This window comes from Diaphorobacter sp. HDW4B (assembly GCF_011305535.1).
In the GTDB taxonomy this organism is placed as follows: Bacteria; Pseudomonadota; Gammaproteobacteria; order Burkholderiales; family Burkholderiaceae_C; genus Diaphorobacter_A.
In genome coordinates, this window is record NZ_CP049905.1 from 555574 (window position 1) to 581025 (window position 25452).

Consider the following 25452-nt stretch of genomic DNA (forward strand, 5'->3'; position numbering starts at 1 on the left):
ATGTGACAGTTCATCGGTGGGGCAGGTCTTGGCCTAGGCACACAGGAAATCTGATACTTCGTATACATCGTACAGACTGAGGCGCGTATGGGGGAAAAACAGTGAGCGCATTTCGACCTTGCTGTGGGACAGAACACCCTATGTCCTTGAGGGCGCACGTTTACTTCTACTTGCTCCAGCACCTGGCTCACCTCTATATGAGCGATTGCGCATGATTGATCGTGTAGTTGGCCAGCTAAATGTGACCACAGACACTTCACATGGACCTGACACGGTCTGCCCTTCAATTTCAAATCACATAGCGCCATCACCCCTGCTCTCTAACGATCAGAAATAACTGACTGCGCGCAACTTTCACGAATCAACCACCAGCTACTGCCCCGCCAAAAAGATAAATTTACTATTGAGTAAATAGGGTCTATTAAAAAGACTATCAGGGAAAGTCGAATTTTGTTATCTTGTGATACACAAGACGCATTAGGAGACGAAGATGTCAGTTTTCCTTGTTACTTATGAGTTGACATCAGAAATGAATCGCAGTGCTCTCGTGCAGCTGCTTCACACGTTTCCGAGTTGGGTTCGCCTGTCTCACAACGTATACGCCATCTCAGGCGCAGATGATCCGACACAAATCTATAACTTCCTGTCGCAAGTCTTAGATTTCTATGACCGGGTGTACATCATCGCTGTGCAAAAGCCATTTTCAGGAATCGGCATTAACCGAGTTGAGCGCTGGCTTGACTCACATTTGCCAGAAAATGACCACTGAGCAATCAAGCAATTACTTACATTGTGAGAGTGAAAGTGATCGCTCTATCTGTACAGCCAAGTCCGCACAGGTATGAAGGAGCACCTGTCGCTGATCCAGTTTCAAGTCGGCCGCGATCTGCAGAAGATCCTTGGCATCAGCGTCCCAATCACTCTCACACTGAGTTTTTGGAGCACCACGCGCAACGGATAACGCGCACTTCAGGTGCGAATAAATTGTGAGCGCTCCTGCGATTCCAACACTAGGTTGAGACACTACAGATGCATGATTTCGAAAATTCCTTGACATAGTCTTCTCCCATCAAATGAAGAACGCTTGCTAGGCTCGCTGGGAGTGTCAATGTATGCACATCAATTCACAAATGCAACAATCACCTACCTAGTTGTCAGAATCTCAGAAATCTTTACATGGCGGCGTGGAAACTACAGTTTTTACATCTTAAATAACGTGAACTATATCCCTAGAGCAAGGGATGGATTTTTTACAAAAAGACGCAACATTGCATCAAATCCTTTGGCTTCGTTTCAGGGGAAGGAGGAATCGATGCTTGGAAAGACACAGTCAATTGGCCACGCAGCTTGCACGACACCTCAAACGGCGGCTTTTCACTGGGCCTGCTGCGGCAACTCTGGCAAACCTACAGGGTACTCAAAGGTAGACTGGCACAGAGCCCCTCTTCACGCTCATTGGTGGGCCATAGACGCAAACGGCAACGCTCATTAGTTTGCCAACCCTCGCCTTCCTGTGTTCGATACATCTTGGCACTTTGAAGTGACTTTGGCACCAGATTTTGGTTTCCACGGGGACTATCGCGAATCACTTACTGAACGGCCATTGACGTAGTCTGGAGTCCTACTTGTCAGCATGAGGCATTGCGACACTGGATGTGTCCCTCGCCTACCTGTACTGTGAAGACGATCAATGCGCGCGACTATTGCTGGCACTTGAAGGCGTGACAAGCCGCAGAGAGACAAAAAGCTGATCCAGTGGCTGAGTGAGTTCGTCTGAAGCTCGGACAAGCTACTTTGTTGGAAGCCAGAACGACAAAAGCCCGTCCAATTTCTTGAACGGGCTTCTGAAGGATTCTGGTGGCCTGGCGCGGAATCGAACCACGGACACACGGATTTTCAATACAACGGAATAATTCGCATTTATGCCGCAAGTTGAAGATTTACAAGGAATTTTTTCAGTTTTCCGCGTCTGTCCTGCACCCTTTCCGAACTTGACGCCGAACGGTCGCTACTGTTTTCGACTCGATCTCCGCTTTCGTCATGCAAATCAATGCAGTGGCGCTCGGTTGTGACGAACTCTACCGAACGGCTCGGTTCCATGGTCAGTTTCGCTTTCCTGACGCTGGCGATGAAAGTCGTACTTCGACTCACAAGTGACATTCACAGAATCTACAGGAAGCAGCCCCCCTTGCATCCTTGCTTGTAGACCGTGGCACGCCGCCTACACGAACTATGCAAGCGCATAGAAGTGCATTGAGCTGAAGTAGCTAGAAGCTATAGTGATAGAAAACTCACTGACCTGACTCAATATGGGTTCTTACCTTTCACGCGAGGAAATATTCCTCGCTTGGCTTACTGCCGCAATGCTGCTGTTCGCTGCAGCGTGGGGCTCCATATCTGAAATAGACGTGAACCCAATTCCGGGACTACGGAACTTTTCATCGAATTTATGGTTCGCTTGGCCAGCGGCGCTGTTTGCTTGGCTGATTGCAGCAGTGACCTCTAAGGATCGCAACTACACTGCTACCCAGCTACGAACATTCGCTGCACTATCAGCATGTGCTTGGTTGGTTCTTGCATTCCTAGTCTCTCCCGGCGCTTGCATGGGCCTGGCTTTTATTTCAGTTTCTTTATTTCGGGAAGCAAAAAAACGTAGGTGACTCGGCGGTCAAGCCGACCCGCCTTCGGCGGGCCGCTTACCTTTATCATTTCTGCAAGCCACTTTACTGAGGATCCCATGCCCAGAACATCAGCATCATCTAGCTTGTTCCGCTGGTTTTGCAGGATGCATTACGTTAGCTTTCATATCCCGCGCAAATCTTTGCGAATGCTTTGGATCGCCGCCGTTGCGGTTGTCTTGGTCGGTCAGGCTCGTGCCGAAGAAGTGGATTTGCCGCCAGAGCGCTGGCCATTGACGGTTACGGATGCAGTGAAGGATATCGTCGGCCGCATGACGCCGGAGAACAAAGCAATAGTCAAGAATACTTCAAAGTCGGACTTGATCATGTTCCACCACGGTTGGGGGACTAGCATTCGAAACTACTATGGGCTGCGGAGAGGGAACCGGAAGCTAGTTGATTCTGCCTGTCATAAGCCCTGCCACCCAGATGACGCTTCCATGGTCATCATCGAAGCGGTCTGGACGGAGTTACAGAAATGATGACTATCCTAGCGTTCCAGTGGATCGCCTTCGATTCCCGCTGAACTCACCCGTTGATCGTCCACATTGACGTTTTGATGGTGACCGCTCTTGGCGGCGGGAGTGAATCACCCCGGGGCAATTCAGGAGGGCTTTGTTGCATAAATCAGCCTGAGGCCGAGCTACCCCAACAAACCCCAGACGCAGTTACCAGCCAGATGGCCAAGTCACCTCGGGCCTTCAATGCTGCGTTGTACGCTTTCCAGTTTGTGGTGCGGAAGCGCTTGCGTCCCCAGCTCGATTCACTCATCTGGCGAGGCTACCGCACTGCAGGACTGAATTTGTGCAACAACGCCCTCCTACCCCGACGCTGGGTTGTGGAGCGCCGTTTCGGATGGTTTGCTTGCTATCCACGCTTGAGCCGAGATTACGAACAGCTACCGCAAGTGTTGGCTGGTTTGCATTTCCTCGTTTTTGTTCTGCTCATGTTGCACAATGCTTTGCCGTAGCTCTCGATTAGGGCCTGTTCACCTAAATAGTTGAGTGCATGTCAGAGCAGCGAGAATCGCTCGCCTGCATGCACATCACCCGCTCTCAGTTCAAACGTATCCGTCACCTGCTGCCCAAGCCTCGCGGCAGCAAGTTGATCAGCCACTACAGGTTCCTCAACGCGTTGGCCTACATGGCCAGCAACGGGTGCAAATGGCGAGCCTTGCCACGCAGATTCGGGCCCTGGCACACCGTGTACATGCGGCTGTATCGCTGGGCCCATAGCGGCGTACTTGCCGAAGTTCTTAACCATCTGCAGCAACAAGCACTTAGCCAGTGGGCTGTTCAAGCGTTGAGCCTGGACTCCACCATCGTCAAAGTTCACCCTGATGGCTGCGGGGCTCAGAAAAAAACGGACCACAAGCCATAGGCAAGAGTCGAGGTGGATGGAGCTGCAAGATTCACGTGGTCGCAGCCAGTTGCAAGGATGCATTGATCTGGAGTTTGACGCCCGGACAAGCCGGAGACAGCCCGGAAGGCCGCAAACTCGTCGAGGCGATTGACGCGCAAGATTTAGCTGTGTATTTGCTCATGGATAGCGCCTATGACAGCGATGACTTGCGTGCAGCAGCTGAGGATCGAAACCTTATCCCGGTTGTCCCTGCGCATCCACGACGCAAGAATCCCAGGCCACTAGATAAGCAAAAATATCGCCAACGCAATGAAGTTGAACGGTTATTTCGGCGGATCAAGGCCTATCGGCGAGTTTTTACCCGCTACGACAAGTTGGATGCCATGTATGCCGCGTTTGTCTCGATGGCTTTGATCTTTGAGTTGCTTCGGTAACGTGAACAGGACCAAGCATGATCATATCTCCCTGCGGTACTCGCCCCGGTACTTCATAAACCGGTGATAGGACATGCGCAGATGCAGTTGCATCACATGGCGAGCCAGCTCGCCATCCTTGGCCCGTATGGCGATTACCAAGTCGCGGTGGTGGTGCAGACTTTGCATCAGCTCCTCGGGGGTGTAGATGTAGAACGAGCGCTTGATGATCGGCATGTCGATCATGGTCGCCAGCATGGTTTTGAGACGCGGCGAGCCCGAAGCCTCTATCAGCGCGTGGTGAAAATCCCGGTTGGCGGACTGCACCTTGGCAATGCCATCGTGGCCCGCGGTAATGCCGTCCTCCATGCTCTGGTTGCTGGCCGTCAGTTCGTCGGCCAGCCCCTCGCCGCCACGCGTGGCCGCTAGAAAGGACGCGTACGGCTCCAACAGCATGCGCAGTTGGAAGGTCTCTTCCACATCCCAGTCGCTCCACTCCGAAACGCGAATGCCCTGGCCTGCACCGTCCGTGGCAAGACCGTCTTCCACCAATCGGTGCAGCGCATTGCGCACCGGCGTGCGACTCAATCCCAGGTCGCGGGCGATGGGTTCTTCCTTGAGCTGCTCGCCTGGGCGGTAGTGCCCGCCAATGAGTCGCTGCCGCAAAACCTCGTATGCCTTGTCTTTCACGTTCTGCACTGTTTTTATACCAGGGTGGGGTGGATGGGTGGACTGATTTTAGGCCATATGCCGTGCAGAGGCCGCAAGATGCCATCTCTCAAGAAAATACAAATAAAGTGCAAATATGATTTTCCCCAGGGGAAATACCTACGATAAATACATCAAATGCCCATAAACTGACAAAAATGTTTTAAATTTGTACTTTTATGAAGTTCGCAATACTAGGTGGTGGAATGGTGGGTGCCTGCTACACGCAGGCTTTCCTGGAGCAGGAGCACTGCCTGGTGGGCATGTGCGACCTGCAGCCGAACGCTGCGGTAGTCGGCGCGGTACAGGCCGTTGGTGCGCAGATGCATGCCGCACCGGGTCCTTGGCTGGCTGGAGCAGACATGGTGGTGAGTGCAGTGTTCGGTACGGTGGCACGTGAGGTATTTGAGGCCAGTCTGCCCTACCTGCAGGATGGCGTGCTTTACGTAGACATGACCACAGCCGATCCAGGCGAAATGCGCGAATGCGCCGAACTGGCACAGCTTGGGGCACAAAGGAAAGCGGTCCACTTCGTAGATGTGGCCATCACCGGCGCAGTCAACCTGGGCGGCAAGAAGACGCCGCTGCTCGTAGCCGGGAGCAAAGCCGGCTTTGTACGGGAATTGTTCTTGCCCTTTGGCGGCTCTGTTCGTGTGGTGGGCGAACAGCCGGGCGATGCCGCCTCGCTCAAGCTCCTGCGCAGCATTTACACCAAGGGCACCGAAGCCCTCGCCGTGGAATGCCTAGTAACCGCCCAGCAGATGGGCTTGCATGAGCAGTTGTATGCCGTGCTGCAGGACATTAATGAGACACCGCTGCGCACGCTGATGGAGTCCATGGTGCGCACTCATATTCCCCACTCGGCGCGCCGCCGCAACGAGGTGGCCGAGGCTCAGCAGCAGATGGTGCGCAACGGCCTAGCACCTGTGGTTTTGCCCGCTGTCAAAGCGCTTTTCGCCGCCACAGCCCAAGCGCATGCCACGCAGCCTTTCGCCGGCACGTCCATCGACGAAGCCATCGCCTGGTTGGGCAGCCACGTGCTCGCCAGCCGCCCCTGATCGGCGCCTCAGCGCCACCTGATACAACTAACCAGGAGACACCTGCAATGATGACCTTGACTCGACGCACCATAGCCCTTGGCGGCCTGCTAATCTTGGTGGCTGCTGCCACGACAATCACCCCGGCCCATGCCCAAGGCAACTACCCGCAACGGCCCATCAAGTTTATCGTGCCGTTCCCTGCGGGTGGCGGTACCGACAACCTGACCCGGCTGGTCAGCACCAAGCTCACCGATGCGTATGGCTGGGCCATCGTGGTGGAAAACAAGCCCGGTGCCGGCGGCAACCTGGCACTAGATCAGACGGCGAAGGCCCCGGCCGATGGCCTGACCTTGGTGATGGCGCAGACGGACAATGTGGTGCTCAACCCGCTGCTTTACTCCAAGCTCACCTACAACCCTGACAAGGACCTGCGCACCGTTGCCTTGGTCGCTGCTGGCCCGGCCGTGCTGGTAGTGAACGCCAATTCCCCCTATAAGTCCCTGGACGACATCATCCAGGCCGCCAAGAAGGACCCCGGGCGCTTGAGCTTTGCCACGCCGGGCACCGGCACCATATCGCACCTCATCAGCGAAGCTTGGCAGAAAAGCTCCAACGTGAAATTCACGCATGTGCCGTTTCGCGGCATGGCCCAAGCCATGCCCGACCTGCTGGGCGGGCGCATCGACATGTACATGGGTTCCATCCCCACGCTGCTGTCGCACATCCAGTCCGGCAAGGTGCGCGCCATTGGCGTGACTACGGCGCGCCGCTCCAAGCTACTACCTGATGTGCCCACCTACACCGAGTCCGGCATCAAGGGCGTGGAACTGGCCAGCATGTGGGGCGTAATGGCCCCGGCCGGCACTCCCGACGCCATCGTCAAGCAGCTCAACGAAGCCATCAACAAGGTGGTGAATGCGCCCGACACGTCCAAGAAGATCGCAGACTCCGGCGCCGAACTTATCACCGGCACGCCGGAGGACATGGCCAAGCTCTATGCCAACGACCGCGCACGCTTGGCTCCCATCGTCAAGAGCTCTGGCACCACCCTCGATTGAGCCACACAGTTTGCCAAAACTAGACGGAGCAACGGGCCATTCGGCCGTGACAATGCCGCACTCACCCCTTCACCCCATCCACTCTGAAGCAAAACACTATGATCGGTCTTCAAATTCTCCAGCGGCAACGCGCTGTTAGTCTTGATCTTGCCAAGCGCTATCTCAAGGTTCCTGTCGCCAACGTCAGCGATTGCATGGCTCGCATGACCGCCGGCGGCGCCCGCTTGCGCCCCATGCACAGTGGCGGGCGAATGGCCGGCCCTGCGATCACCATCAAGACACGCCCGGGCGACAACCTCATGCTCCACAAGGCACTTCAACTGGCCAGCCCAGGTGACGTGATCGTGGTGGATGCGGGTGGCGATCTGACCAACGCCCTCATTGGCGAGATCATGGTGGGTGACGCCATGCACCGCCAACTTGGCGGCATCGTGATTAATGGCGCGATCCGGGATGCAGCATGGATCCGTGCTGGCGACTTCCCCGTGTTCGCAGCGGGTGTCACGCACCGCGGTCCCTACAAGGACGGCCCTGGCGAAATCAACGTGCCTATCGCTATTGACGGCATGGTGATTGAGCCCGGTGATCTCGTGATCGGCGACGACGATGGCTTGCTGTGTGTGCCGTATGCGGAGGCCCAAGCATTACTGGATGCTGCACACGGTAAGCAGATCATCGAGGCCAAGATGGTGGCCGACATCGCGGCAGGTACCTACAGTGCGCCGTGGATCGACGAGACGCTCAAGCGGTTGGGATGCACTGTTCGGCCATAGCGTAAATGACCTTGGCGCTTGCCAGTGTCGAGGTCAATCATCAGCGGTTCATTGCGGTAGTTAAGACGGCCTCCTGATTTCTCGGCACAGTCCTATCGCTTACCTCCTACGCTCGTGCCCATGAGCGGCAGTACTGGGTAGCCACAGAGCGCTCAAGTTTCTATGGGTTACGTGACGCCCAATGGCACACATCCAGCAATCGTTTCGAAGCTGCAGGCAGCCTTCGCCAAAGCGATAGAGCACCCAGAGGTGAAACATCGGATCTTGAGCCAGAGCAACGGGTTCGGCGGCGGCAGCAGCCAGGACTTCGCAACCTTTATCGGCAGCGAGAGCGTGTAGTGGTCAAAGCTGGTGAAGGATCGCGGCATCGAAATTGAGTAAGGAGCAGAAATCATGGTCTGCCGACTGGCAGGCCCTGCTAGACGAGTTAGAAGATTGTAGTGACTTCCGCCTCATGGCCCGGCACCGCCTCTTGACGACCAAGTCTCGGAACCCTTTGCCCATGACGGCAAGACCGCCTCTCTGGCGCACCTCCCATGCACTGATGGAGGATCTGCACTCGCAGAAAGGGCGTTGCGGACTTGAAGTCAGTCCAATTGGATATTCAAACTCTTGATGAGAGTTTCCATTTTTCGCGCCTCGCTGCGTATGACATCTCCGAACTGTTCAGGAGTTCCCACCTCGACTTCTGATCCCATCTCCTGCCATTGCGCCCTGAATGCAGAGTCCTGAAAGATTCCACGAATCTCGGCGTTTAGTCGGTCGACGACAGGCTTTGGAGCGCCGGTGGTCGTAGAGATACCGTGCCACGCGTAGTATTCAAAACTCGGATATCCAAGTTCGCTAATTGAGGGAACATTTGGTATCTGCTTAGAACGGTTCTTGGTTGTCACGGCGAGCGCGCGAAATTTGCCAGACTTTATATGCTGCATTGAGCTGCCAAGAATGTCGAACATACTGGTGACCTGGCCGCCCATCAAGTCCACGATTGCGGGCCCGGCGCCTTTGTAGGGGATGTGCGTGATATCAACCTTGGCGCTGACCTTGAACAGCTCTCCTCCGAGGTGCTGTGGGGTGCCATTGCCCGCCGATGCGAATGTGACTCGATTATCCTGATTCTTAGCGTACGCCACATAGTCCTTGAAGGATTTGATCGGGCTCGTTTCCGACACCTCCAAAACCAGTGGGAACTTAGAGATTTGGACAATGGGCGTCAAATCCTTGACTGGGTCGAAGCCCAGATTCTTATATAGGTACTGGTTGACCGAAAGATTCCCGCTCGCAGCCAGCAATATGGTGTAACCATCAGGCTTGGCTCGAACGACCTGCAGGGTCCCAATATTGCCGCTTGCGCCAGCCTTGTTTTCTACGATGACCGGGACGTTTAACCGCTTCGCCAGGGGCGTTGCGATTAGTCTGGCCATGAGGTCCGTCGGTCCTCCTGGAGGAAAAGGCACAACAAAGGTGATGGCCTTCTCTGGCCAATTTCCCTGTGCCAGGGCCGCCAAAGGCAGCAGCAGCGAGGCGAGCAGAGTGAGCTTTTTCATCGTTTTGTCTCCTGTGTATTGTTAAGTGAGTTCAACGTGCGTCGTGGGAGTGAATTTGCAGCGCTTCGAGAAAGCGCGAAACCATGTTATAGGCTGCAATCGTGGCCGTGAGGTCAACCAGTCCCTGTGGTGTGAAGTGCACCGCAACTGCCGCGAACACCTCATCAGCGACCTGTACTTGTTGTGTCATCACATCCACATAGGCGAGAACCGATCTTTCAAGCGGGTCGAATAGCGCGCACTGTGGCCAGTCAGCCAAACCAGCGAGTTTTCCTTCCGACACACCTTCACTCAATGCGATGGGCGCATGTTGGTCGGCCTCGTACGGTGCGCTGTTCAGCATTGCAACGCGCATGATGACCAGTTCGCGCAAACCGCCATTCAAGCTCGACCTCTGACGAATCGAGGTGAGGTATGCGAGCCATCCTTCGGCAACAGCTGGGCTGTGGAGAAGCATCTGGTACAGGTGGAGGATGCTGCCGCGCTGGGCGACGATCTTGTCTGCCAAGGCGTGCGCAACATCGGTCTGGATGTCGGCGTAAGGAATGCGAGCCATGTATGAGTTGTCCGTGAATCTTGGATAGAGACGATCCTAGCTACCAGTCATCCATCGGAGAAGTTCCAAATTTCTATTAATTTATAGAATGATGGAATGAATGTTTCCCCCCGACACCTGCGCATGTTTTTGACCTTGGCAAGTTCACTGAACTTCAGCAAGGCAGCCGAACAGCTGTTCATGACTCAGCCCAGTTTGAGCAAGGTAATTCGTGATCTAGAGGAGGCCTTGGGACTTCCACTGTTCGAGCGCACCACGCGACATGTTCGCCTGACCGTGGGAGGTGCGCAGCTCGTCGCCGTAGCACGCAGTGTGGTGGGTGAGTACGAGGCAGGCCTTAAGCGACTGCAATCGTCTGCCGAACGCGAGGCGAGGCATCTGGCCGTCGCGGCGTTTCCCTCGCTAACCAGCGTGCTCCTCCCTAAAGTGTGCGCTGCGCTAGAAGCGCGCCACGCTGCGTCCCGCATCACTATCATTGACTGCAGTAACACAACGGCCGTGGAACACGTATTGCGCTATCAGGTGGATTTCGCGCTGGCCTCGGTCGCCCCCTCCCACCCAGACCTGCACTATGAGGAGGTGGTTCGCGACCGTTTCGTTCTGCTTGCTGGTCGCCGTTGGCGGCGAAAGCTGGACTCTGTCGTGACCCTAGATGAAATGCTTTCCTTGCCACTCATCACCATGACGGACAACAGCACGGCAATGCGCTACATCAGCGCTGCATATCTACAGCGCGGCGTAGAGTTCCGGCCCAAGATGCAATTTGACCAACTCGGCACAGTGGCCTCGTTTGTGGAAGAGGGACTAGGTGTCGCAGTGCTTCCCTATCTCGCCGCAGCACCGTTAAGACGATTGCATAGGGTCGAAATTGCAGACGGTCCGCTGCGATCCATCGGCATTGTGAAGCGACGCCTGGGCAATCCGACGACGATGGCGGTGGATGCCATGGACGAGGTCCGAAAAAGCTTAGAAGACCTGATATTGCGGAACCCTGAGGGGCTCCTCACGCCGACAAAGTCTCGGTGGTAGCCCTGCGAGCAACAGCGACTTCTCAGGCTCGAGGCTCTGGCCTGCTTAGGGGGCGCTCCGGCTCAAAACCAGAAGTCAACTTCTTTGGCAGTCCGGATTTCGTTGGGCACATGCGCTTGGCGGGAAAAGGACTATGTACGCCTGCTTGAAGTTCATTGGCGTCACTTTTTCATGATCTTGCGTCTTCGCCGCCACGGTACGCCCCAGTTCGCAAAACAAATTTCATTTTCGCGAGCGAATCCAAGTAGGCTTCAGATTGCCGCGATAGAAGATTCGATGACCAACGCTGACCTCATCGAGACGCCCTCAGGAATGTTGGAGGTACCCGTGCGCAAGCTCATCAAGACTGCGGAGATACGTAGTCTGTCAACTGATGCCGCGTTATCTTGCCACGCTTAGGCGAGGGAGGCTCAGACGGTACTTCATGGGCTTCAATCAACCTCACGTGAGAGTTAACGGCAGCTATCCGCCTTAGAACAGCCGCTGGTGGGGCCGTAGGTGAAGGACAGCCGCTGCAAGAGCAGATCCTCGCCAAGGGTAATCCAGCCATTTTTCGGTTTACCCCTTGGTTTACCCCTCAGATCCAGCCAAAGACAGAGAAAGAAAAACGGGTTACAGCATTTCTACTGTAACCCGTTGATTTTATTGAAATAAAATGGTCGGCGTGGCGGGATTCGAACTCGCGACCCCTTGCACCCCATGCAAGTGCGCTACCAGGCTGCGCTACACGCCGACAAGAATTAAATTATATAGCGAAAAATCACACCCAAGATAAAAGAGCGCGAATTTCTTGAAGTTCTTTTCGCACGGCCTGGATGCTGAGCGGCGCGACATGCGAAGCTGCATTCGCAGAGGGCGCGACTGTCGCAATCGAAGCATCCGCCCTGGTGGCCGAATCGTCATCCGGGAAGTCACTCTCGTCACCATCCACGAACTCCATTGCACCGGCATCACCCACCGCGAGTTGCTCGACGCCGGCTTTGCCTGAGTGCGCGAGTTCCTGCAGGCGATTGCGCGCACCGCTGATGGTGAAGCCTTGGTCGTAGAGCAGGTCGCGGATGCGGCGCACCATCAGCACTTCATGATGCTGGTAGTAACGGCGGTTTCCGCGACGCTTCATGGGGCGCAGTTGGGTGAACTCCTGCTCCCAATAGCGGAGCACATGCGGTTTGACACCGCACAGCTCGGCCACCTCACCAATGGTGAAGTAACGTTTGGCCGGAATGGGTGGCAGCACTGTGCTCATGGAATTTTGATGAAAACTTGAGAAAAGCTCTCAAGCCTACTCCAGTAGAAACAGCCCTATCCAGAATGGGGCGTCATCCGCACCATCTTAGTCAGGCTTTATCAGTCAGTCCTCTTTGACTTCGCCCTGAATCTGGTCCTTGAGCTTGGAGCTCGCGTGGAAGGTCACCACACGACGCGCCTCGATCGGGATGGACTCTCCGGTACGCGGGTTGCGACCGGGGCGCGGTGCTTTGGTGCGAATCTGAAAGTTGCCAAAGCTCGAGAGCTTCACGTCTTCGCCATTGATCAGGCTCTGCTCGATGAGGCTGAAAAATGCGTCGATCATGTCCTTGGACTCGCGCTTGTTCAGGCCGATCTGCTCGAACAGCAGGTCGGCGAGCTGCGCCTTGGTCAGCGCCGGGGACTCCAGGCTTTCGACCGTGAACTCCCCCATTCCGATGTCGTCATTGAGCGTCATCATCATCGCAACCTTGCTCCGGTTTTGTCAGCCAACGATTGAAGAATGCCTTGCACGGCGGATTCGATGTCCGCATCGGCCAGCGCGGCGCTGTCGGAACCCAGCGTGAGTCGGATCGCCAGGCTCTTCTCGCCTTCGGCCAGCCCGCCAGCCGAACCGGCCTTGGGGCGGAACACGTCGAACAGCACAGCGGAGCGCAGCAGACCCTTGGATGCACCGGCATGAATGGCGTTCATGACAGCGGCGTGGGTCACATTCTCGGTGACGACCACGGCAATGTCACGCTCCACGGCTTGCTGTTTTGAGACAGACTGGAACACCGGCACCTTGCGGGCCAGCACGGCGTCGAGATCCAGCTCGAACAGGATGGGCGCATGCGCCAGATCGCGGCTTTGACGCCACTTGGGATGCAGTTCGCCCACAAAACCGATTTCGCGACCATCCAGCACCACGCGAGCGCAACGGCCGGGGTGCATCGCCGGATGCTCGGCGGGCTCGAACGTGGCTTGCAGCGGAGCGAGCAGCGCCTCCACATCACCCTTCACATCGAAGAAATCAGCCTTGGCGTCGGTGCGACCCCATTGCAGTTGGTCAGCAGGGCCAAACGCCAAGCCCGCCACGCGCATCGGCTGGCGGAAGCCCTTCACCGTGGTGTCACTTTCCACCACGCTGTCGTCACGCAGGAACACGCGGCCGAGTTCGAACACGCGCACGCGGTTGGCCTTGCGGTCCACGTTGAACTTGAGCACCTGCAGCAACGAACCGATGAGCGACGAGCGCATCACGCTCAGATGGCTGGCGATGGGGTTGAGCAGCTTGATTGGGTTGGCGTTGCCAGCCAATTCGTTTTCCCACTTTTCTTCAACGAAGCTGAAGTTGATGGTTTCCTGGTAGCCGAGACCGGCCAGCGCATGGCTCACATCGAACTGACCGCGACGGTTTTCGGCGCGCAGCTTGGGGCTGATCGGAGCAAGCGGCTTGGTGGTCGGCAGGTTTTCGTAGCCGATCATGCGCGCGACTTCTTCGATCAAGTCTTCTTCGATGTTGATGTCGAAGCGGAACGAAGGCGCGGTCACGGTGAGCGTGCCGTCGCCCTGCTCTGTCGGCAGACCCAGACCGGTGAGCGCGTCGTAGCACTGTTGCTGCGTGAGCGGCATGCCGATGACCTTGACCGCGCGCGCCACGCGCAGCGTGACCTTCTTGGGCTCGGGCATGTTGGGCTTCTGGTCGTCCATCACGCCGCAGATGGTGTCGGACGTGCCGCAGATTTCCAGCACCAGTTGGGTGATGCGTTCGATGTGCTCGACGGTGTTTTCCGGATCGACACCGCGCTCGAAACGATGGCCTGCATCGGTCGAGAAGTTGAAGTGGCGCGAACGACCGGCCACCGCCTTGGGCCACCAGAAAGCGGCTTCGATGTAGATGTTCTTGGTGTCGTCGGACACGGCGGTCGCATCGCCACCCATGATGCCAGCGAGCGATTCGACCTGCTGGTCGTCGGCGATCACGCCGACCTTCAGGAAGTCGTCGATGGTGATGGTGTTGCCGTTGAGCAGCTTGAGCTGTTCACCCACCTTGCCCCAGCGCACTTGCAGCGCGCCGTGGATCTTGTCCAGATCGAAGATGTGCGAAGGACGGCCCAGCTCGAACATCACATAGTTCGAGATGTCGACCAGCGGCGACACGCTGCGCTGACCGCAACGCGCGAGGCGATCGACCATCCACTGCGGCGTCTTCGCCTGGGTGTTCACGTTGCGCAGGATGCGACCGGAGAAGCGACCGCACAGGTCGGTGGCTTCGATCTTCACGGCCAGCTTGTCCTGTGTGCCGACAGCAGCTGCAGGGAACGACAGCGCCTTGAGCGGAGCGCCGGTCAGCGCCGACACTTCGCGCGCAATGCCGTAGACCGACAGGTTGTGCGCGAGATTGGGCGTGAGCTTGAGCGTGAACAGCGTGTCGTCGAGGTTCAGATACTCGCGGATGTTCTGGCCGAGCGGCGCATCCAGCGGCAGCTCCAGCAGACCGCCATGATCGTCGGCAAGCTTGAGTTCCTTGGCCGAGCACAGCATGCCGTAGCTTTCCACACCGCGCAGCTTGCCGATCTTGATCTTGAAGGGCTTGCCATCTTCGCCAGGTGGCAGTTCAGCACCCACGGTAGCGCATGGCACCTTGATGCCGACGCGCGCATTCGGAGCACCGCAGACGATGTTCAGCAGCTCGGCCGCACCGATGTCCACCTTGCAGACACGCAGGCGGTCGGCGTCAGGATGCTGCACGGCTTCCTTGATCTCGCCGACGACGATGCCGGTGAACGGAGGCGCGACGGGGTCCAGTTCCTCGACTTCGAGACCGGCCATGGTCAGCGTGTCGGCCAGCTGCTGGGTTGTGAGTTGAGGGTTGCAGAATTCGCGCAACCAGGATTCTGGGAATTGCATGGCTTGTTAAATCTCTCTGGCGTTGATCGGCCTGTAGCTTGTGTTTGTTGCTTTGGGCTGCAGGCTTCTCGGTTGGTGAACAAACGGCTTGTGTTCGATGCTTGCTGTTTACGGCTTACTGGAATTGCGACAGGAAACGGATATCGCCGTCGAAGAACAGACGCAGGTCGTTCACGCCGTAACGCAGCATCGTCAGACGGTCCGGCCCCATGCCGAAGGCAAAGCCGATGAACTTCTCGGGATCGAGGCCCATGTTGCGCACCACGTTGGGGTGCACCTGACCCGAGCCAGCCACTTCCAGCCAACGGCCGGCAAGCGGGCCACTCTGGAACTGGATGTCGATTTCGGCCGAAGGCTCGGTGAACGGGAAGAAGCTCGGACGGAACCGCAGCACCAGATCTTCCTGCTCGAAGAAGGTTTTGCAGAAGTCGGTGAACACGACCTTCAGGTCCTTGAAGCTCACGTTCTCGCCGATCCACAGGCCTTCGCACTGGTGGAACATGGGCGAGTGCGTCGCATCGGAGTCCACGCGATAGGTGCGGCCCGGCGCGATCACGCGGATTTCGGGCATGGGATGACCGGCGTCGATCAGGCTGCGGTACTTCTTGACGTGCTGCACGGCGTGGCGCACCTGCATGGGGCTGGTGTGCGTGCGCAGCAGGTTGGGCGCGTGGGCCGTGCCGCCTTCGACGTAGAAGGTGTCATGCATGGAACGCGCTGGATGATCTTCCGGCGTGTTGAGCGCGGTGAAGTTGAACCAGTCGGATTCGATTTCCGGGCCTTCGGCCACATCGAAGCCCATGGAGCCGAAGATGCCTTCGATGCGCTCGAGCGTGCGCGAGACGGGATGCAGGCCACCTACGCCGCGAACACGGCCCGGCAGGGTCACATCCAGCACTTCGGCCTTCAGATGGGCTTCCAGCTCGGCATCGGCCAGCGCCTGACGACGCGCGGTCAGCGCCGCTTCGATGGCCTGCTTGGCCAGATTGATGGCCGCGCCGCGCGACTTTTTCTCTTCGACGGAAAGCTGAGCCATGCCCTTCATGAGCTCAGTCACCTTGCCCGATTTGCCCAGAAACTGCGCCTTGGCATTTTCCAGATCATTGGGGGTTTGTGCCTGCGCGAACAGTTGCTGCGCGCTTTCGACCAGAGAATCCAACTCGTTCATATCGACTTCTTTTATCACCTAGTGTTCTGACCTTTGCGCACTCGCTCGACGACAGATCGAGTCACGCAAGGGTCAGCACACCGAGAGCTTTTCGATTTTCAAAATAAACAAGGGCTAGTGCCTTTTCAAGCCCTAGCCCTTGCTGTTTGTGCGCAGACACGCAGCCTTGCGGCCGCATGCCTATCGCGGAACTCAAGCAGCCAGCTTGGCCTTGACTTGTTCCACGATGCTGCCGAAGGCAGCCTTGTCGTGCACCGCGATATCGGCCAGCATCTTGCGGTCGATTTCGATGGAAGCCTTCTTCAGGCCGTTGGCGAATTGGCTGTATGTCAGACCCAGTTCGCGTGCAGCGGCGTTGATACGGGCGATCCACAATTGGCGGAACACGCGCTTCTTGGTACGACGGTCACGGTAGGCATATTGCCCAGCCTTCATCACCGCCTGCTTGGCGACGCGGAAGACATTGCCGCGACGACCGCGGAAACCCTTGGACAGGGCCAGAACTTTTTTATGGCGGGCGCGAGCCGTTACACCACGTTTGACGCGAGGCATATGTTTTCTCCTAGTTCGTCAGTGAATTAAAGGCCCATGCCGGGCAACATTTGTGCGATCGAGCCCATGTTGGTCTCATGCACAGCAGTCGCACCACGCAGGTGACGCTTGTTCTTGGTGGTCTTCTTGGTCAAGATGTGACGCTTGAAGGCTTGACCGCGCTTGACGGTACCACCCGGACGAACGCGAAAACGCTTCTTCGCGCTGCTTTTGGTCTTCATTTTGGGCATGTGAATGCTCCTGTTAGTTGTGCTCGTGAGGCGTTTGCGCTGCTGTGCGCACCCTTGTAGGCCCCGAGACACTTCTTGAACGGATGAACCGAAGTCCCTCCGTGCGACAGCACTTGCGCACTGTCTATTGCAAAGGTGCACCGGTTGCCCAGCGCACCCTCGCAAATCCTTGGCAACTTGATCAGGCTGCCTGCCCCGTTGCCGGAGCGCCGCTTTCCACCTTGCCACCAGCCGCTGGCTTCTTGCGGGCCGGAGCGATCATCATGATCATCTGGCGGCCTTCCAGCTTGGGGAACTGCTCGACGAGGATGCTGTCAGCGAGCTCGTCACGCAGGCGGTTCAGCAAAGCCAGACCGAGATCCTGGTGGGTGATTTCACGACCGCGGAAACGCAGCGTGACTTTCACCTTGTCGCCATCAGCCAAGAAGCGGCGAATGTTGCGCAGCTTGATGTTGTAGTCACCATCATCGGTACCGGGGCGGAATTTGACTTCCTTGATCTCGATGACCGTCTGCTTGGCCTTGGCTTCGGCAGCCTTCTTCTGTTCCTGATATTTGAACTTGCCGTAGTCCATCAGGCGGCAAACCGGTGGGTTGGCCGTGGCGGCAATTTCAACCAGATCCACATCCATGTCGCCAGCCATGGCCAAGGCCTGCTGAATCGACACGATGCCGATGGGTTCATTTTCAGGACCAGAAAGACGTACTTCTGGCGCTGTGATTTCACGGTTCAGGCGGTGCTTACGCTCCTCGCGCTGACGACGATCACGAAATTCGGTAGCGATGGTTCTCACCTTCAAATAAAACGCCACAACAACGTGGCATGGATGCACATAGCGCGCACCAAAGCGTTTTCAGATTCAAAAATCAGACTTTGGAAGCAATGTCCTGTGCAATCAGGTCGACAAACGCGTCAACTGACATTACGCCGAGGTCTTTGTTACCCCGGGCGCGGACTGCGACAGCCCCTGCAGCCTTCTCCTTGTCGCCCGCGACGAGGATGTAGGGCAGTTTCTGCATAGCATGCTCGCGTATTTTATACGTAATCTTCTCGTTGCGCAGATCAGTCACCACCCTAAGGTCTTGATTCGGCAATGCTTTTCTGAGCTTTGCAGCGATTTCGCCACAGTAATCCGCCTGAGAATCGGTGATATTGAGCACTGCGACCTGCACAGGAGCCAGCCAAACGGGCAGCGCGCCAGCATGTTGCTCGATCAGAATACCAATGAAACGCTCAAGGCTACCCACGATCGCGCGGTGCAGCATGATGGGGCGATGACGCTCGCCATCTTCGCCCACGAACTCGGCGTCCAGACGCTCGGGCAGGTTCGGATCGACCTGAATCGTGCCGCACTGCCACTCACGGCCCAGCGCGTCCTTGAGCGTGTACTCGATCTTCGGACCGTAGAAAGCCCCTTCACCCGGCAGGTATTCAAACTCACAGCCGGACGCACGCAGACCGTCGGCCAGAGCGGCCTCGGCCTTGTCCCAGCTTTCTTCGGTGCCGATGCGCTTTTCAGGGCGCGTGGAGAGGCGATACAGGATTTCGGTGAAGCCGAAGTCCTTGTAGACCTTCTGCAGCAGCGAGGTGAACGCAGTCACTTCGCCCTGGATCTGGTCGGGCATGCAGAAGATGTGACCATCATCCTGCGTGAAGCCGCGCACACGCATGATGCCGTGCAGGCTGCCGGTGGGCTCGTTGCGATGGCAGTTGCCGAACTCGCCGAACCGCAGCGGCAAGTCGCGATAGCTCTTGATGCCCTGCTTGTAGATCAGGATGTGACCGGGGCAGTTCATCGGCTTCAGGGCGAAATCGCGCTTTTCCGACTCGGTGACGAACATGTTCTCGCGGTACTTGTCCCAGTGGCCGGTCTTTTCCCACAGCGACTTGTCCAGTAACTGAGGCGCCTTGACTTCCTGGTAGCCGTTGTCGACATACACCTTGCGCATGTACTGCTCGACTTGCTGCCAGACAGTCCAGCCCTTGGGGTGCCAGAACACCATGCCTGGCGAGTGCTCGTCGATGTGGAACAGGTCAAGTTCGCGACCGAGCTTGCGGTGGTCGCGCTTTTCCGCCTCTTCCAGCATGTGCAGATAGCCGGCCAACTCATCCTTGGTCGCCCAGGCGGTACCGTAGATGCGCTGCAACATCTCGTTGCGGTGGTCGCCGCGCCAGTAGGCACCTGCCACCTTCATCAGCTTGAAGTGCTTGAGCTTGCCGGTGCTGGGCACGTGCGGGCCACGGCACAGATCCTCGAAGTTGCCTTCGCGGTACAGGCTCACGTCTTCGTTCGACGGAATGCTGGCGATGATCTCGGCCTTGTAGTTTTCACCCAGGCTCTTGAAATACGCCACGGCTTCGTCGCGCGGAAGCACGCGGCGGGTGACCTGCTCGTCCTTGTTGGCGAGTTCGGTCATCTTCTTTTCGATGGCCGTCAGATCTTCCGGCGTGAAGGGACGCTTGTAGCTGAAGTCGTAGTAGAAACCGTTTTCGATCACCGGGCCGATGGTCACTTGCGCATCAGGGAACAGCTCCTTGACTGCATACGCCAGCAAGTGAGCGGTCGAGTGACGAATCAGATCGAGACCATCGGCATCCTTGGCCGTGATGATCGAGAGCGCCGCGTCCTTGTCGATGGAAAAGCTCGTATCGACCGCCTTGCCATCCACCTTGCCGCCGAGTGCGGCCTTGGCCAGACCCGAGCCGATCGACTGCGCCACCTCAGCCACGGTCACCGGACCGGGAAACTGACGCTGGGAACCATCTGGAAGAGTGATTTGAACCATGTTGTTGTGCATTCTCGCGAGTGGGTCGCGACGCTGAAAAACAAATGCGCGGACTGGCCGCGCAAACTTGAAAAAACGGATTGTCGACAAACAGACCTGCACACGAAGGTGCGCGGTCATGCACCTTCAGGCAAGCGGGATGAATCCCTGTGAGCTTTGCGTTCGCGGTGTCATAACCTGAAGGCGCCTTTCTGCCTGTCAACGAGGGCCGCCCAACACAGGCAACCCGAAATTTCCGACCTCCGAAGAGGCAATGCCTGTCATTTTAGCGCGGAGTGCGCCGAGTGGTCTGCAGCCCCTTTCAATCCCGCAACAAATCCAGCCCCACCGCCCGCGCAGACAGCAAGTTCAACATCTGTAAATTGAACGTAAAGCTGCGCAAAGCAAGCCTTGACTGACAACCGTTGCCCCCTATCCCTCGTTGAATGAGCACTGTCCCTTGCCTCGAATGGGGGACTTGAGAGGATTTGCAATGTTTCAAATTTCCAGTCGCCTCTGGCTTGCAGGTGCCGCGCTTTCTGCCGTCACCTTGACCGGCTGCATCGTCGCACCTGTCGGCCAGCCCTACTACAGCGATCCGTACAGCAACATCCCGGAAACGCAGGCCTACGCGCCGGTGTATGCACCCATCGCGCCTCCTGCGCCTTATGTGGAGACGATTCCCGTGGCGCCTTTTGCGGGAGCCATCTGGATTGGCGAAAACTGGAACTGGTCGGGCGGACGCCATGTATGGTCGCCCGGCCGCTATGAACACGCCCGCCCCGGCTATCGCTGGCAGCCCCAGCGCTGGGACCGTGGGCTGCGTGGCGGCTGGTATTCGCGCGGCGGCGGCTGGCGTCGCTGAGATTGACCGCAATCAACGCACTTCATCTGCGCGCATCTGACGGCATGAGCAGCACATAGCGCTCATCTGTCAGCGAACGCAAGAATGCAACCAGATCATCTGTTTCCCCATCCGAGAGCGCCACCGGGCTTCCCGGCTTGCGATTGAGCGGCGGTGAATTGACGTTCACGTTTTCGTGATAGCTTGGCGCAACATCGTCAAACGCCCCGCTTTTTCCAAACCAGCGCTTGGGATCCGTACCCCGCGTGTTGTAGAACTCAATGACCTCGCGCAGGCTCTTGAGCGAACCGTTGTGCATGAAACTCTGACGGATCGCCACATTGCGCAGCCCCGGCGTGCGCACATAGCCACACCATTGGTCAGGCTCCGGCCATTTCAGTGTTTTTGCGGTCTCGCACAGGCCATTGTCGAAATGGCGCGGGTCGCGGTTGACAGCCAACGCCTTGTTGCGTGGCGTCGCCAGTGCTTCATAGCCAAAGTCGGTAAACAGCGAGCGTTCCGGCCGTGCTGCAGTTTCCGACACCGTATGACATGAGGCGCAATTGCCCTTGTCCGGATTTTTGAAGATCGCCAGACCACGCAACTCCGTGGTGCTCAACGCCGCCTCCTGCTTGAGAAAGCGGTCAAACCGCGATGTGAAGGGCGAAAGCTCATCCGATTGCAGATACGCCTGCAGTGCGGCACCCACAGCCCCCATCAGCGCTTCGGGATTGTTGACCACCTGCTCGCCCATGCTTTGCGCAAGCGCCTTCGCCAGACCGTTCTTTTTCAGTCTTGCGAGCAGACGCGCCGAAGTGCGATTGTTCATTTCCGCCGCGCTGAGCAACGGCGCCCTGACCTGTTCAGCCAACGAATCCGCACTGGCATCGGCCATCAAGCCACCAAAGAACGCGGGCACCAGCGCATCGTCATCCTGATAGAAGTAGCGACGTGGCACATAGCGCACATACAACAGTGAAGGCGCGGCGCGATGACTGAACTGGCCTGCACGACTGCCGCGTGCTGTTCCGGGGCTTTTCTCTCCGGCACGCAGGCCGCGCTGCAAATCCGGGCCAAACGCTCGTGCGGGGTCGTGGCAACTCGCGCAAGACGTCCCCGGGGGATCAGACAGGCGCGTGTCGTGAAACAACTGCCACCCCACTTCCACCAGTTTCGGATCGGGCGCAAAACGTGCCATCGTGGGATCGTAGCGCCCCGCAACCAGCGGTGTCGACGCAATCATCCCCACCACCTTTGCACCTGCACCAGGCGCCAGCCAGACTTGCGCCTGCGGCGCGGGAGCGCGCGTCATCGGCTGGGCAAGCGCAGCGAACGCGGACAACGCCATCAAAGGCATTGCCCCAAACCACTTCACCACATTCATCATCGGACTCAAGGCGTAATGAAGCCCGACTTGTCGCAGCTCAGCGCATATCCTTGCTGCAAGCAGGTTGCCAGCAACTTGCCATCCGCCGAGTAAGCCTTGAAACTCCAGCCCGTCGAGGGTTTTGCGCGACGCTCCATCAGCAGAAAGCCAAAGCTTGCGTGATGCGATATGTGGTCAATGACGGCACCAGGCGCCGGCTCGGATTGCGCTGTCAGCGGATCGGGTAATGCCACATCAAGGTTGTCGCCTGCCGTGCCGCTCACGATCGTGGCGGTCTGGCCGGTCTTGAAGCTGATCGCCTGAAAGTTATGCACATGCCCATGCAGCGCCAAGTTCACGCCAGGTGGGTAGTACGCTTGCGCATACAGGCTGCTCATCACCGAGGTCAGCGCGGGGCTGGCTTGTGCAGGCTTGGCACCGGCAATCGGCGCAAATGCCAGAATCGGATGGTGATTGGTGAAGATGTTGTTCGCCAGACCCGATTTTGCAGCGATGTCGGCCACTTGGCGGAACTGCTTCTGGTAGATCGCAAACTGGGTGTCTTCCGGTTTGAGGGCCACTTTGGGGTTCTTGGCCGAATCGAACACGATCACCTGAGTGTCGGCACCGAGCTTGACTGCGTACGGATCGCTGTAATTTGCGGTCACATCGTTCATGGCCAGATCGCAGGAACGATTGGCACTGAAAGGCTGCGGATCGAGAAAGCGGAACCAACCCTGACCAGCCCGCGCGCACTCCTCATGATTGCCGCGCACCATCACCCAAGGCGCTGCCGCAAGCAGCTTGGCGGCGGGTTTGAACAGATCGGCCCGCCATGTATCCCAGCCATAACCCCACGGGCTGCCCTTGCAGCCCGCGATGTCGGACGGGCAAGCGTTCTCGCGGTAGTGATAGTCGCCCACATGCAGCACCAGATCCGGCTTGAGCGCCGCCGCCGCATTGGCTACTTTTTCAAACGGCCATGCCGTGGTGTCACCGCAGGACTGCCAAGCGTTGTCCGCCTTTTTCATGCGACAGCCGCTGTCGCCGAACACGATGATGCGCTGCGGGTCCGTCTTGGGCAACGGCAAGGTCACGCCTGCAACGTTCACTGATTTGGCACTTGCAGGAATCGTCTGTTCGCACACAGTGACTGGAAAGACGGATGGCTTGGAATCCGCCGGATCACTGGCCGTAGGCCGCAAAGCGGCAGTGGCAGGTGCCGAGCGCAGAGTCATGCGCCCAGAACCACCGTCCACGGAAATGATGGGGCACGCTGCCTGAGCACCATCGATCGCGGGCGGAGCATAGTTGGTGATGACGCGAGCCAACGTTTCGTTTTTGGTACCGACCATGACAAAGGCCGACTGGATGTACTGCGGGCGACTCGCCTCATCCACATCCGAGCCACCGCAGCCGTGCAAAAGACCCAATGCGATCAAGGATGCAGTCAATGCGCCGCTCGCAAGCGGACGGGAGTCATGTTGTATGTTCATTGTTTCTCCGTGGGGGCCCTCGTCGAGGGGCTTACGGAGCGTATGAACTCATGGTGACAGGGCAGTGACGACGTCATTCGACGCCACACCTCTTTTTTGTATCTTTATGCAGCCACCTCGATCATCATTTCGCCATTGAAAAAGCCCACGGCACACGCCGTGGGCTTTCTTTTCTCCCTGGAACCTCACTTGCCGGATCAACCGCAACGCCACGCCCTTGCGGGCCACCCTAGCGGTGTTGCGGTCGATTCAGGAGTGATCGATCAGTGGAACTGCTCTTCTTCGGTCGAGCCAGTCAGGGCCTTCACGCTGGAAGAACCGCCCTGAATCACGGTGGTCACGTCGTCGAAGTAACCTGCGCCCACTTCTTGCTGGTGCGACACGAAGGTGTAGCCCAGATCGCGTGCTGCGAATTCTGGCTCTTGCACCATTTCAACGTAGTGCTTCATGCCTTCGCCGCGAGCGTAAGCGTGGGCGAACTTGAAGGTGTTGTACCAGTTGCTGTGGATACCGGCCAGCGTGATGAACTGGAACTTGTAGCCCAGAGCGGACAGGTCTTCCTGGAACGAAGCGATCTGGCTGTCGTTGAGGTTCTTCTTCCAGTTGAACGATGGCGAGCAGTTGTACGACAGCAGCTTGCCTGGGCATGCTGCGTGAACAGCTTGCGCGAACTCACGAGCGAAGCCGATGTCTGGCACGCCGGTTTCGCACCACACCAGATCAGCGTAAGGAGCGTAAGCCACGCCACGGCTGATGGCTTGTTCCAGACCGTTCTTGACGCGGTAGAAACCTTCTTGTGTGCGCTCGCCAGTCAGGAAAGGCTTGTCGTTGGCATCGTGGTCGCTGGTGATCAGGTTGGCAGCTTCTGCGTCGGTACGTGCCAGCACGATGGTGGGCACGCCCATCACGTCAGCAGCGAAACGTGCTGCATTCAGCTTTTCGCAAGCTTCTTGCGTAGGCACCAGCACCTTGCCACCCATGTGACCGCACTTCTTCACGGCAGCCAGTTGGTCTTCGAAGTGAACGCCAGCAGCACCTGCGGCGATCATGTTCTTCATCAGTTCGAAGGCGTTCAGCACGCCGCCGAAACCGGCTTCAGCGTCAGCCACGATAGGCAGGAAGTAGTCGATGAATTCCTTGTCGCCCGGGTTGATGCCACGGCCCCACTGGATTTCGTCAGCGCGCTTGAAGGTGTTGTTGATGCGGCGAACCATGGTGGGTACCGAGTCGTAGGCATACAGCGACTGGTCGGGGTACATGGTTTCGCTGGTGTTGCCGTCGGCAGCCACTTGCCAGCCCGACAGGTACACGGCTTCGAGGCCAGCCTTGGCTTGCTGCATGGCTTGACCAGCGGAGATCGCACCGAATGCGTTCACGTAGCCCTTCTTGGAGCTGCCGTTGATCTTGTCCCACAGCACTTCAGCGCCGCGTTGTGCCAGTGTGTTTTCTGGCTGCAGGCTGCCGCGCAGACGCACCACGTCAGCGGCGGAGTAGTTGCGCTTCACGCCCTTCCAACGGGGGTTTTGCGCCCAGTCCTTTTCGAGGGCGGCAATTTGCTGTTCGCGGCTCAGTTGATTGGTCAGCTTGGACATGAAAATTCTCCTGAAAGGAAAGAAAGGTTTGCTAAAACAGTGGCATAGCTCAGTGGGGAATTTGCTTTGCCGTTGGAGATAACTTTAAGTCTTGTATAAGAGTTGAATTCAATCTTATGTCTTATATAAGAGATA

At 57.4% G+C, this 25452-nt stretch carries 24 protein-coding genes, 1 tRNA gene and 2 pseudogenes; 11 read left to right on the forward strand and 16 right to left on the reverse strand.

All coding sequences use genetic code 11. From position 1 onward, the window contains the following. Window positions 1-490: 490 nt before the first annotated feature. Together G7048_RS02600 and G7048_RS02605 are read left to right on the forward strand one after the other, a co-directional pair. Complete coding sequence (locus tag G7048_RS02600; RefSeq protein ID WP_166066659.1) at window positions 491-769, forward strand: hypothetical protein; 279 nt, start codon at window positions 491-493, stop codon at window positions 767-769. Between the two features lie 2058 nt (window positions 770-2827). Further along, window positions 2828-3160 carry a DUF6794 domain-containing protein gene (locus G7048_RS02605; RefSeq protein ID WP_166066660.1) on the forward strand — a complete coding sequence of 111 codons (333 nt, stop codon included), beginning with the start codon at window positions 2828-2830 and terminating at the stop codon, window positions 3158-3160. 148 nt (window positions 3161-3308) lie between these two features. Here G7048_RS02605 and G7048_RS02610 read toward each other — a convergent pair. Next, window positions 3309-3449 (reverse strand): annotated as a pseudogene (locus tag G7048_RS02610) (IS5/IS1182 family transposase); the annotation flags it as partial. Window positions 3450-3495: 46 nt separating this feature from the next. Here G7048_RS02610 and G7048_RS02615 point away from each other — a divergent pair. The 3 genes and pseudogenes from G7048_RS02615 to G7048_RS28395 all read left to right on the forward strand — a co-directional run. Further along, window positions 3496-3648 (forward strand): annotated as a pseudogene (locus G7048_RS02615) (transposase); the annotation flags it as partial. A 38-nt stretch (window positions 3649-3686) separates the two neighbouring features. After that, window positions 3687-4058 carry a transposase gene (locus G7048_RS28390; RefSeq protein ID WP_240933075.1) on the forward strand — a complete coding sequence of 124 codons (372 nt, stop codon included), beginning with the start codon at window positions 3687-3689 and terminating at the stop codon, window positions 4056-4058. Window positions 4059-4093: 35 nt separating this feature from the next. Continuing rightward, entirely contained in the window at window positions 4094-4474 is a 381-nt protein-coding gene (locus G7048_RS28395; RefSeq protein ID WP_240933139.1) for a transposase, read from the forward strand. Window positions 4475-4495: 21 nt separating this feature from the next. Here the strand turns inward: G7048_RS28395 and G7048_RS02625 are convergent, their stop codons facing one another. Then, the gene (locus G7048_RS02625; RefSeq protein WP_166066662.1) at window positions 4496-5152 is read right to left on the reverse strand and encodes a GntR family transcriptional regulator; all 657 of its coding nucleotides are present in this window, start codon (window positions 5150-5152) and stop codon (window positions 4496-4498) included. A 215-nt stretch (window positions 5153-5367) separates the two neighbouring features. Here G7048_RS02625 and G7048_RS02630 point away from each other — a divergent pair, with 215 nt between their 5' ends. The 4 genes from G7048_RS02630 to G7048_RS02645 all read left to right on the forward strand — a co-directional run bounded on the left by G7048_RS02630 (window position 5368) and on the right by G7048_RS02645 (window position 8371). Further along, entirely contained in the window at window positions 5368-6219 is an 852-nt protein-coding gene (locus G7048_RS02630; RefSeq protein WP_240933274.1) for a DUF1932 domain-containing protein, read from the forward strand. Window positions 6220-6266: 47 nt separating this feature from the next. Beyond that, window positions 6267-7259, forward strand: coding sequence for a tripartite tricarboxylate transporter substrate binding protein (locus tag G7048_RS02635; RefSeq protein ID WP_166066664.1), 993 nt, complete (start codon window positions 6267-6269; stop codon window positions 7257-7259). Window positions 7260-7357: 98 nt separating this feature from the next. Continuing rightward, on the forward strand, window positions 7358-8032 hold the full coding sequence (locus G7048_RS02640) for an RraA family protein (protein WP_166066665.1): 675 nt from the start codon (window positions 7358-7360) through the stop codon (window positions 8030-8032). Window positions 8033-8194: 162 nt separating this feature from the next. Further along, a complete protein-coding gene (locus tag G7048_RS02645; protein WP_166066666.1) occupies window positions 8195-8371 on the forward strand; it encodes a tripartite tricarboxylate transporter substrate-binding protein in 177 nt (58 codons plus the stop codon). A gap of 248 nt (window positions 8372-8619) precedes the next feature. Here G7048_RS02645 and G7048_RS02650 read toward each other — a convergent pair whose 3' ends face one another. Both G7048_RS02650 and G7048_RS02655 read right to left on the reverse strand, forming a co-directional pair. Next, window positions 8620-9579, reverse strand: coding sequence for a tripartite tricarboxylate transporter substrate binding protein (locus G7048_RS02650; RefSeq protein ID WP_166066668.1), 960 nt, complete (start codon window positions 9577-9579; stop codon window positions 8620-8622). 31 nt (window positions 9580-9610) lie between these two features. After that, window positions 9611-10135, reverse strand: coding sequence for a carboxymuconolactone decarboxylase family protein (locus tag G7048_RS02655; protein ID WP_166066669.1), 525 nt, complete (start codon window positions 10133-10135; stop codon window positions 9611-9613). 96 nt (window positions 10136-10231) lie between these two features. On the opposite strand from G7048_RS02655, the gene G7048_RS02660 reads away from it, so the two are divergent. Further along, on the forward strand, window positions 10232-11164 hold the full coding sequence (locus G7048_RS02660) for a LysR family transcriptional regulator (RefSeq protein WP_166066670.1): 933 nt from the start codon (window positions 10232-10234) through the stop codon (window positions 11162-11164). A gap of 656 nt (window positions 11165-11820) precedes the next feature. Here the strand turns inward: G7048_RS02660 and G7048_RS02665 are convergent. The 9 genes from G7048_RS02665 to thrS form a co-directional block, all read right to left on the reverse strand. After that, window positions 11821-11897, reverse strand: a tRNA-Pro gene (locus tag G7048_RS02665). Between the two features lie 27 nt (window positions 11898-11924). Continuing rightward, complete coding sequence (locus G7048_RS02670) at window positions 11925-12410, reverse strand: MerR family transcriptional regulator (protein ID WP_166066671.1); 486 nt, start codon at window positions 12408-12410, stop codon at window positions 11925-11927. A gap of 105 nt (window positions 12411-12515) precedes the next feature. Then, entirely contained in the window at window positions 12516-12845 is a 330-nt protein-coding gene (locus tag G7048_RS02675) for an integration host factor subunit alpha (RefSeq protein ID WP_205750375.1), read from the reverse strand. A gap of 26 nt (window positions 12846-12871) precedes the next feature. Further along, entirely contained in the window at window positions 12872-15304 is a 2433-nt protein-coding gene (pheT, locus tag G7048_RS02680; protein WP_166066672.1) for a phenylalanine--tRNA ligase subunit beta, read from the reverse strand. A 115-nt stretch (window positions 15305-15419) separates the two neighbouring features. Then, window positions 15420-16472 (reverse strand): phenylalanine--tRNA ligase subunit alpha, encoded by a 1053-nt coding sequence (pheS, locus tag G7048_RS02685; protein ID WP_166066673.1) that lies wholly within the window; start codon window positions 16470-16472, stop codon window positions 15420-15422. Between the two features lie 192 nt (window positions 16473-16664). After that, complete coding sequence (gene rplT, locus G7048_RS02690) at window positions 16665-17024, reverse strand: 50S ribosomal protein L20 (protein WP_166066674.1); 360 nt, start codon at window positions 17022-17024, stop codon at window positions 16665-16667. Between the two features lie 26 nt (window positions 17025-17050). Continuing rightward, window positions 17051-17254 (reverse strand): 50S ribosomal protein L35, encoded by a 204-nt coding sequence (rpmI, locus tag G7048_RS02695; RefSeq protein WP_166066675.1) that lies wholly within the window; start codon window positions 17252-17254, stop codon window positions 17051-17053. A 181-nt stretch (window positions 17255-17435) separates the two neighbouring features. Continuing rightward, on the reverse strand, window positions 17436-18047 hold the full coding sequence (gene infC, locus G7048_RS02700; RefSeq protein ID WP_166070751.1) for a translation initiation factor IF-3: 612 nt from the start codon (window positions 18045-18047) through the stop codon (window positions 17436-17438). A 73-nt stretch (window positions 18048-18120) separates the two neighbouring features. Next, window positions 18121-20040 carry a threonine--tRNA ligase gene (gene thrS / locus G7048_RS02705; protein WP_166066676.1) on the reverse strand — a complete coding sequence of 640 codons (1920 nt, stop codon included), beginning with the start codon at window positions 20038-20040 and terminating at the stop codon, window positions 18121-18123. A 472-nt stretch (window positions 20041-20512) separates the two neighbouring features. Here thrS and G7048_RS02710 point away from each other — a divergent pair, with 472 nt between their 5' ends. Further along, window positions 20513-20884 (forward strand): hypothetical protein, encoded by a 372-nt coding sequence (locus G7048_RS02710; protein ID WP_166066677.1) that lies wholly within the window; start codon window positions 20513-20515, stop codon window positions 20882-20884. 22 nt (window positions 20885-20906) lie between these two features. Here G7048_RS02710 and G7048_RS02715 read toward each other — a convergent pair whose 3' ends face one another. From G7048_RS02715 to aceA, 3 genes are all read right to left on the reverse strand, one after another. Then, a complete protein-coding gene (locus G7048_RS02715) occupies window positions 20907-22211 on the reverse strand; it encodes a cytochrome-c peroxidase (RefSeq protein ID WP_371747609.1) in 1305 nt (434 codons plus the stop codon). Between the two features lie 44 nt (window positions 22212-22255). Further along, window positions 22256-23725, reverse strand: coding sequence for a metallophosphoesterase (locus G7048_RS02720; protein ID WP_166066678.1), 1470 nt, complete (start codon window positions 23723-23725; stop codon window positions 22256-22258). A gap of 263 nt (window positions 23726-23988) precedes the next feature. After that, window positions 23989-25317 carry an isocitrate lyase gene (gene aceA, locus G7048_RS02725; protein ID WP_166066679.1) on the reverse strand — a complete coding sequence of 443 codons (1329 nt, stop codon included), beginning with the start codon at window positions 25315-25317 and terminating at the stop codon, window positions 23989-23991. Window positions 25318-25452: the final 135 nt, after the last annotated feature.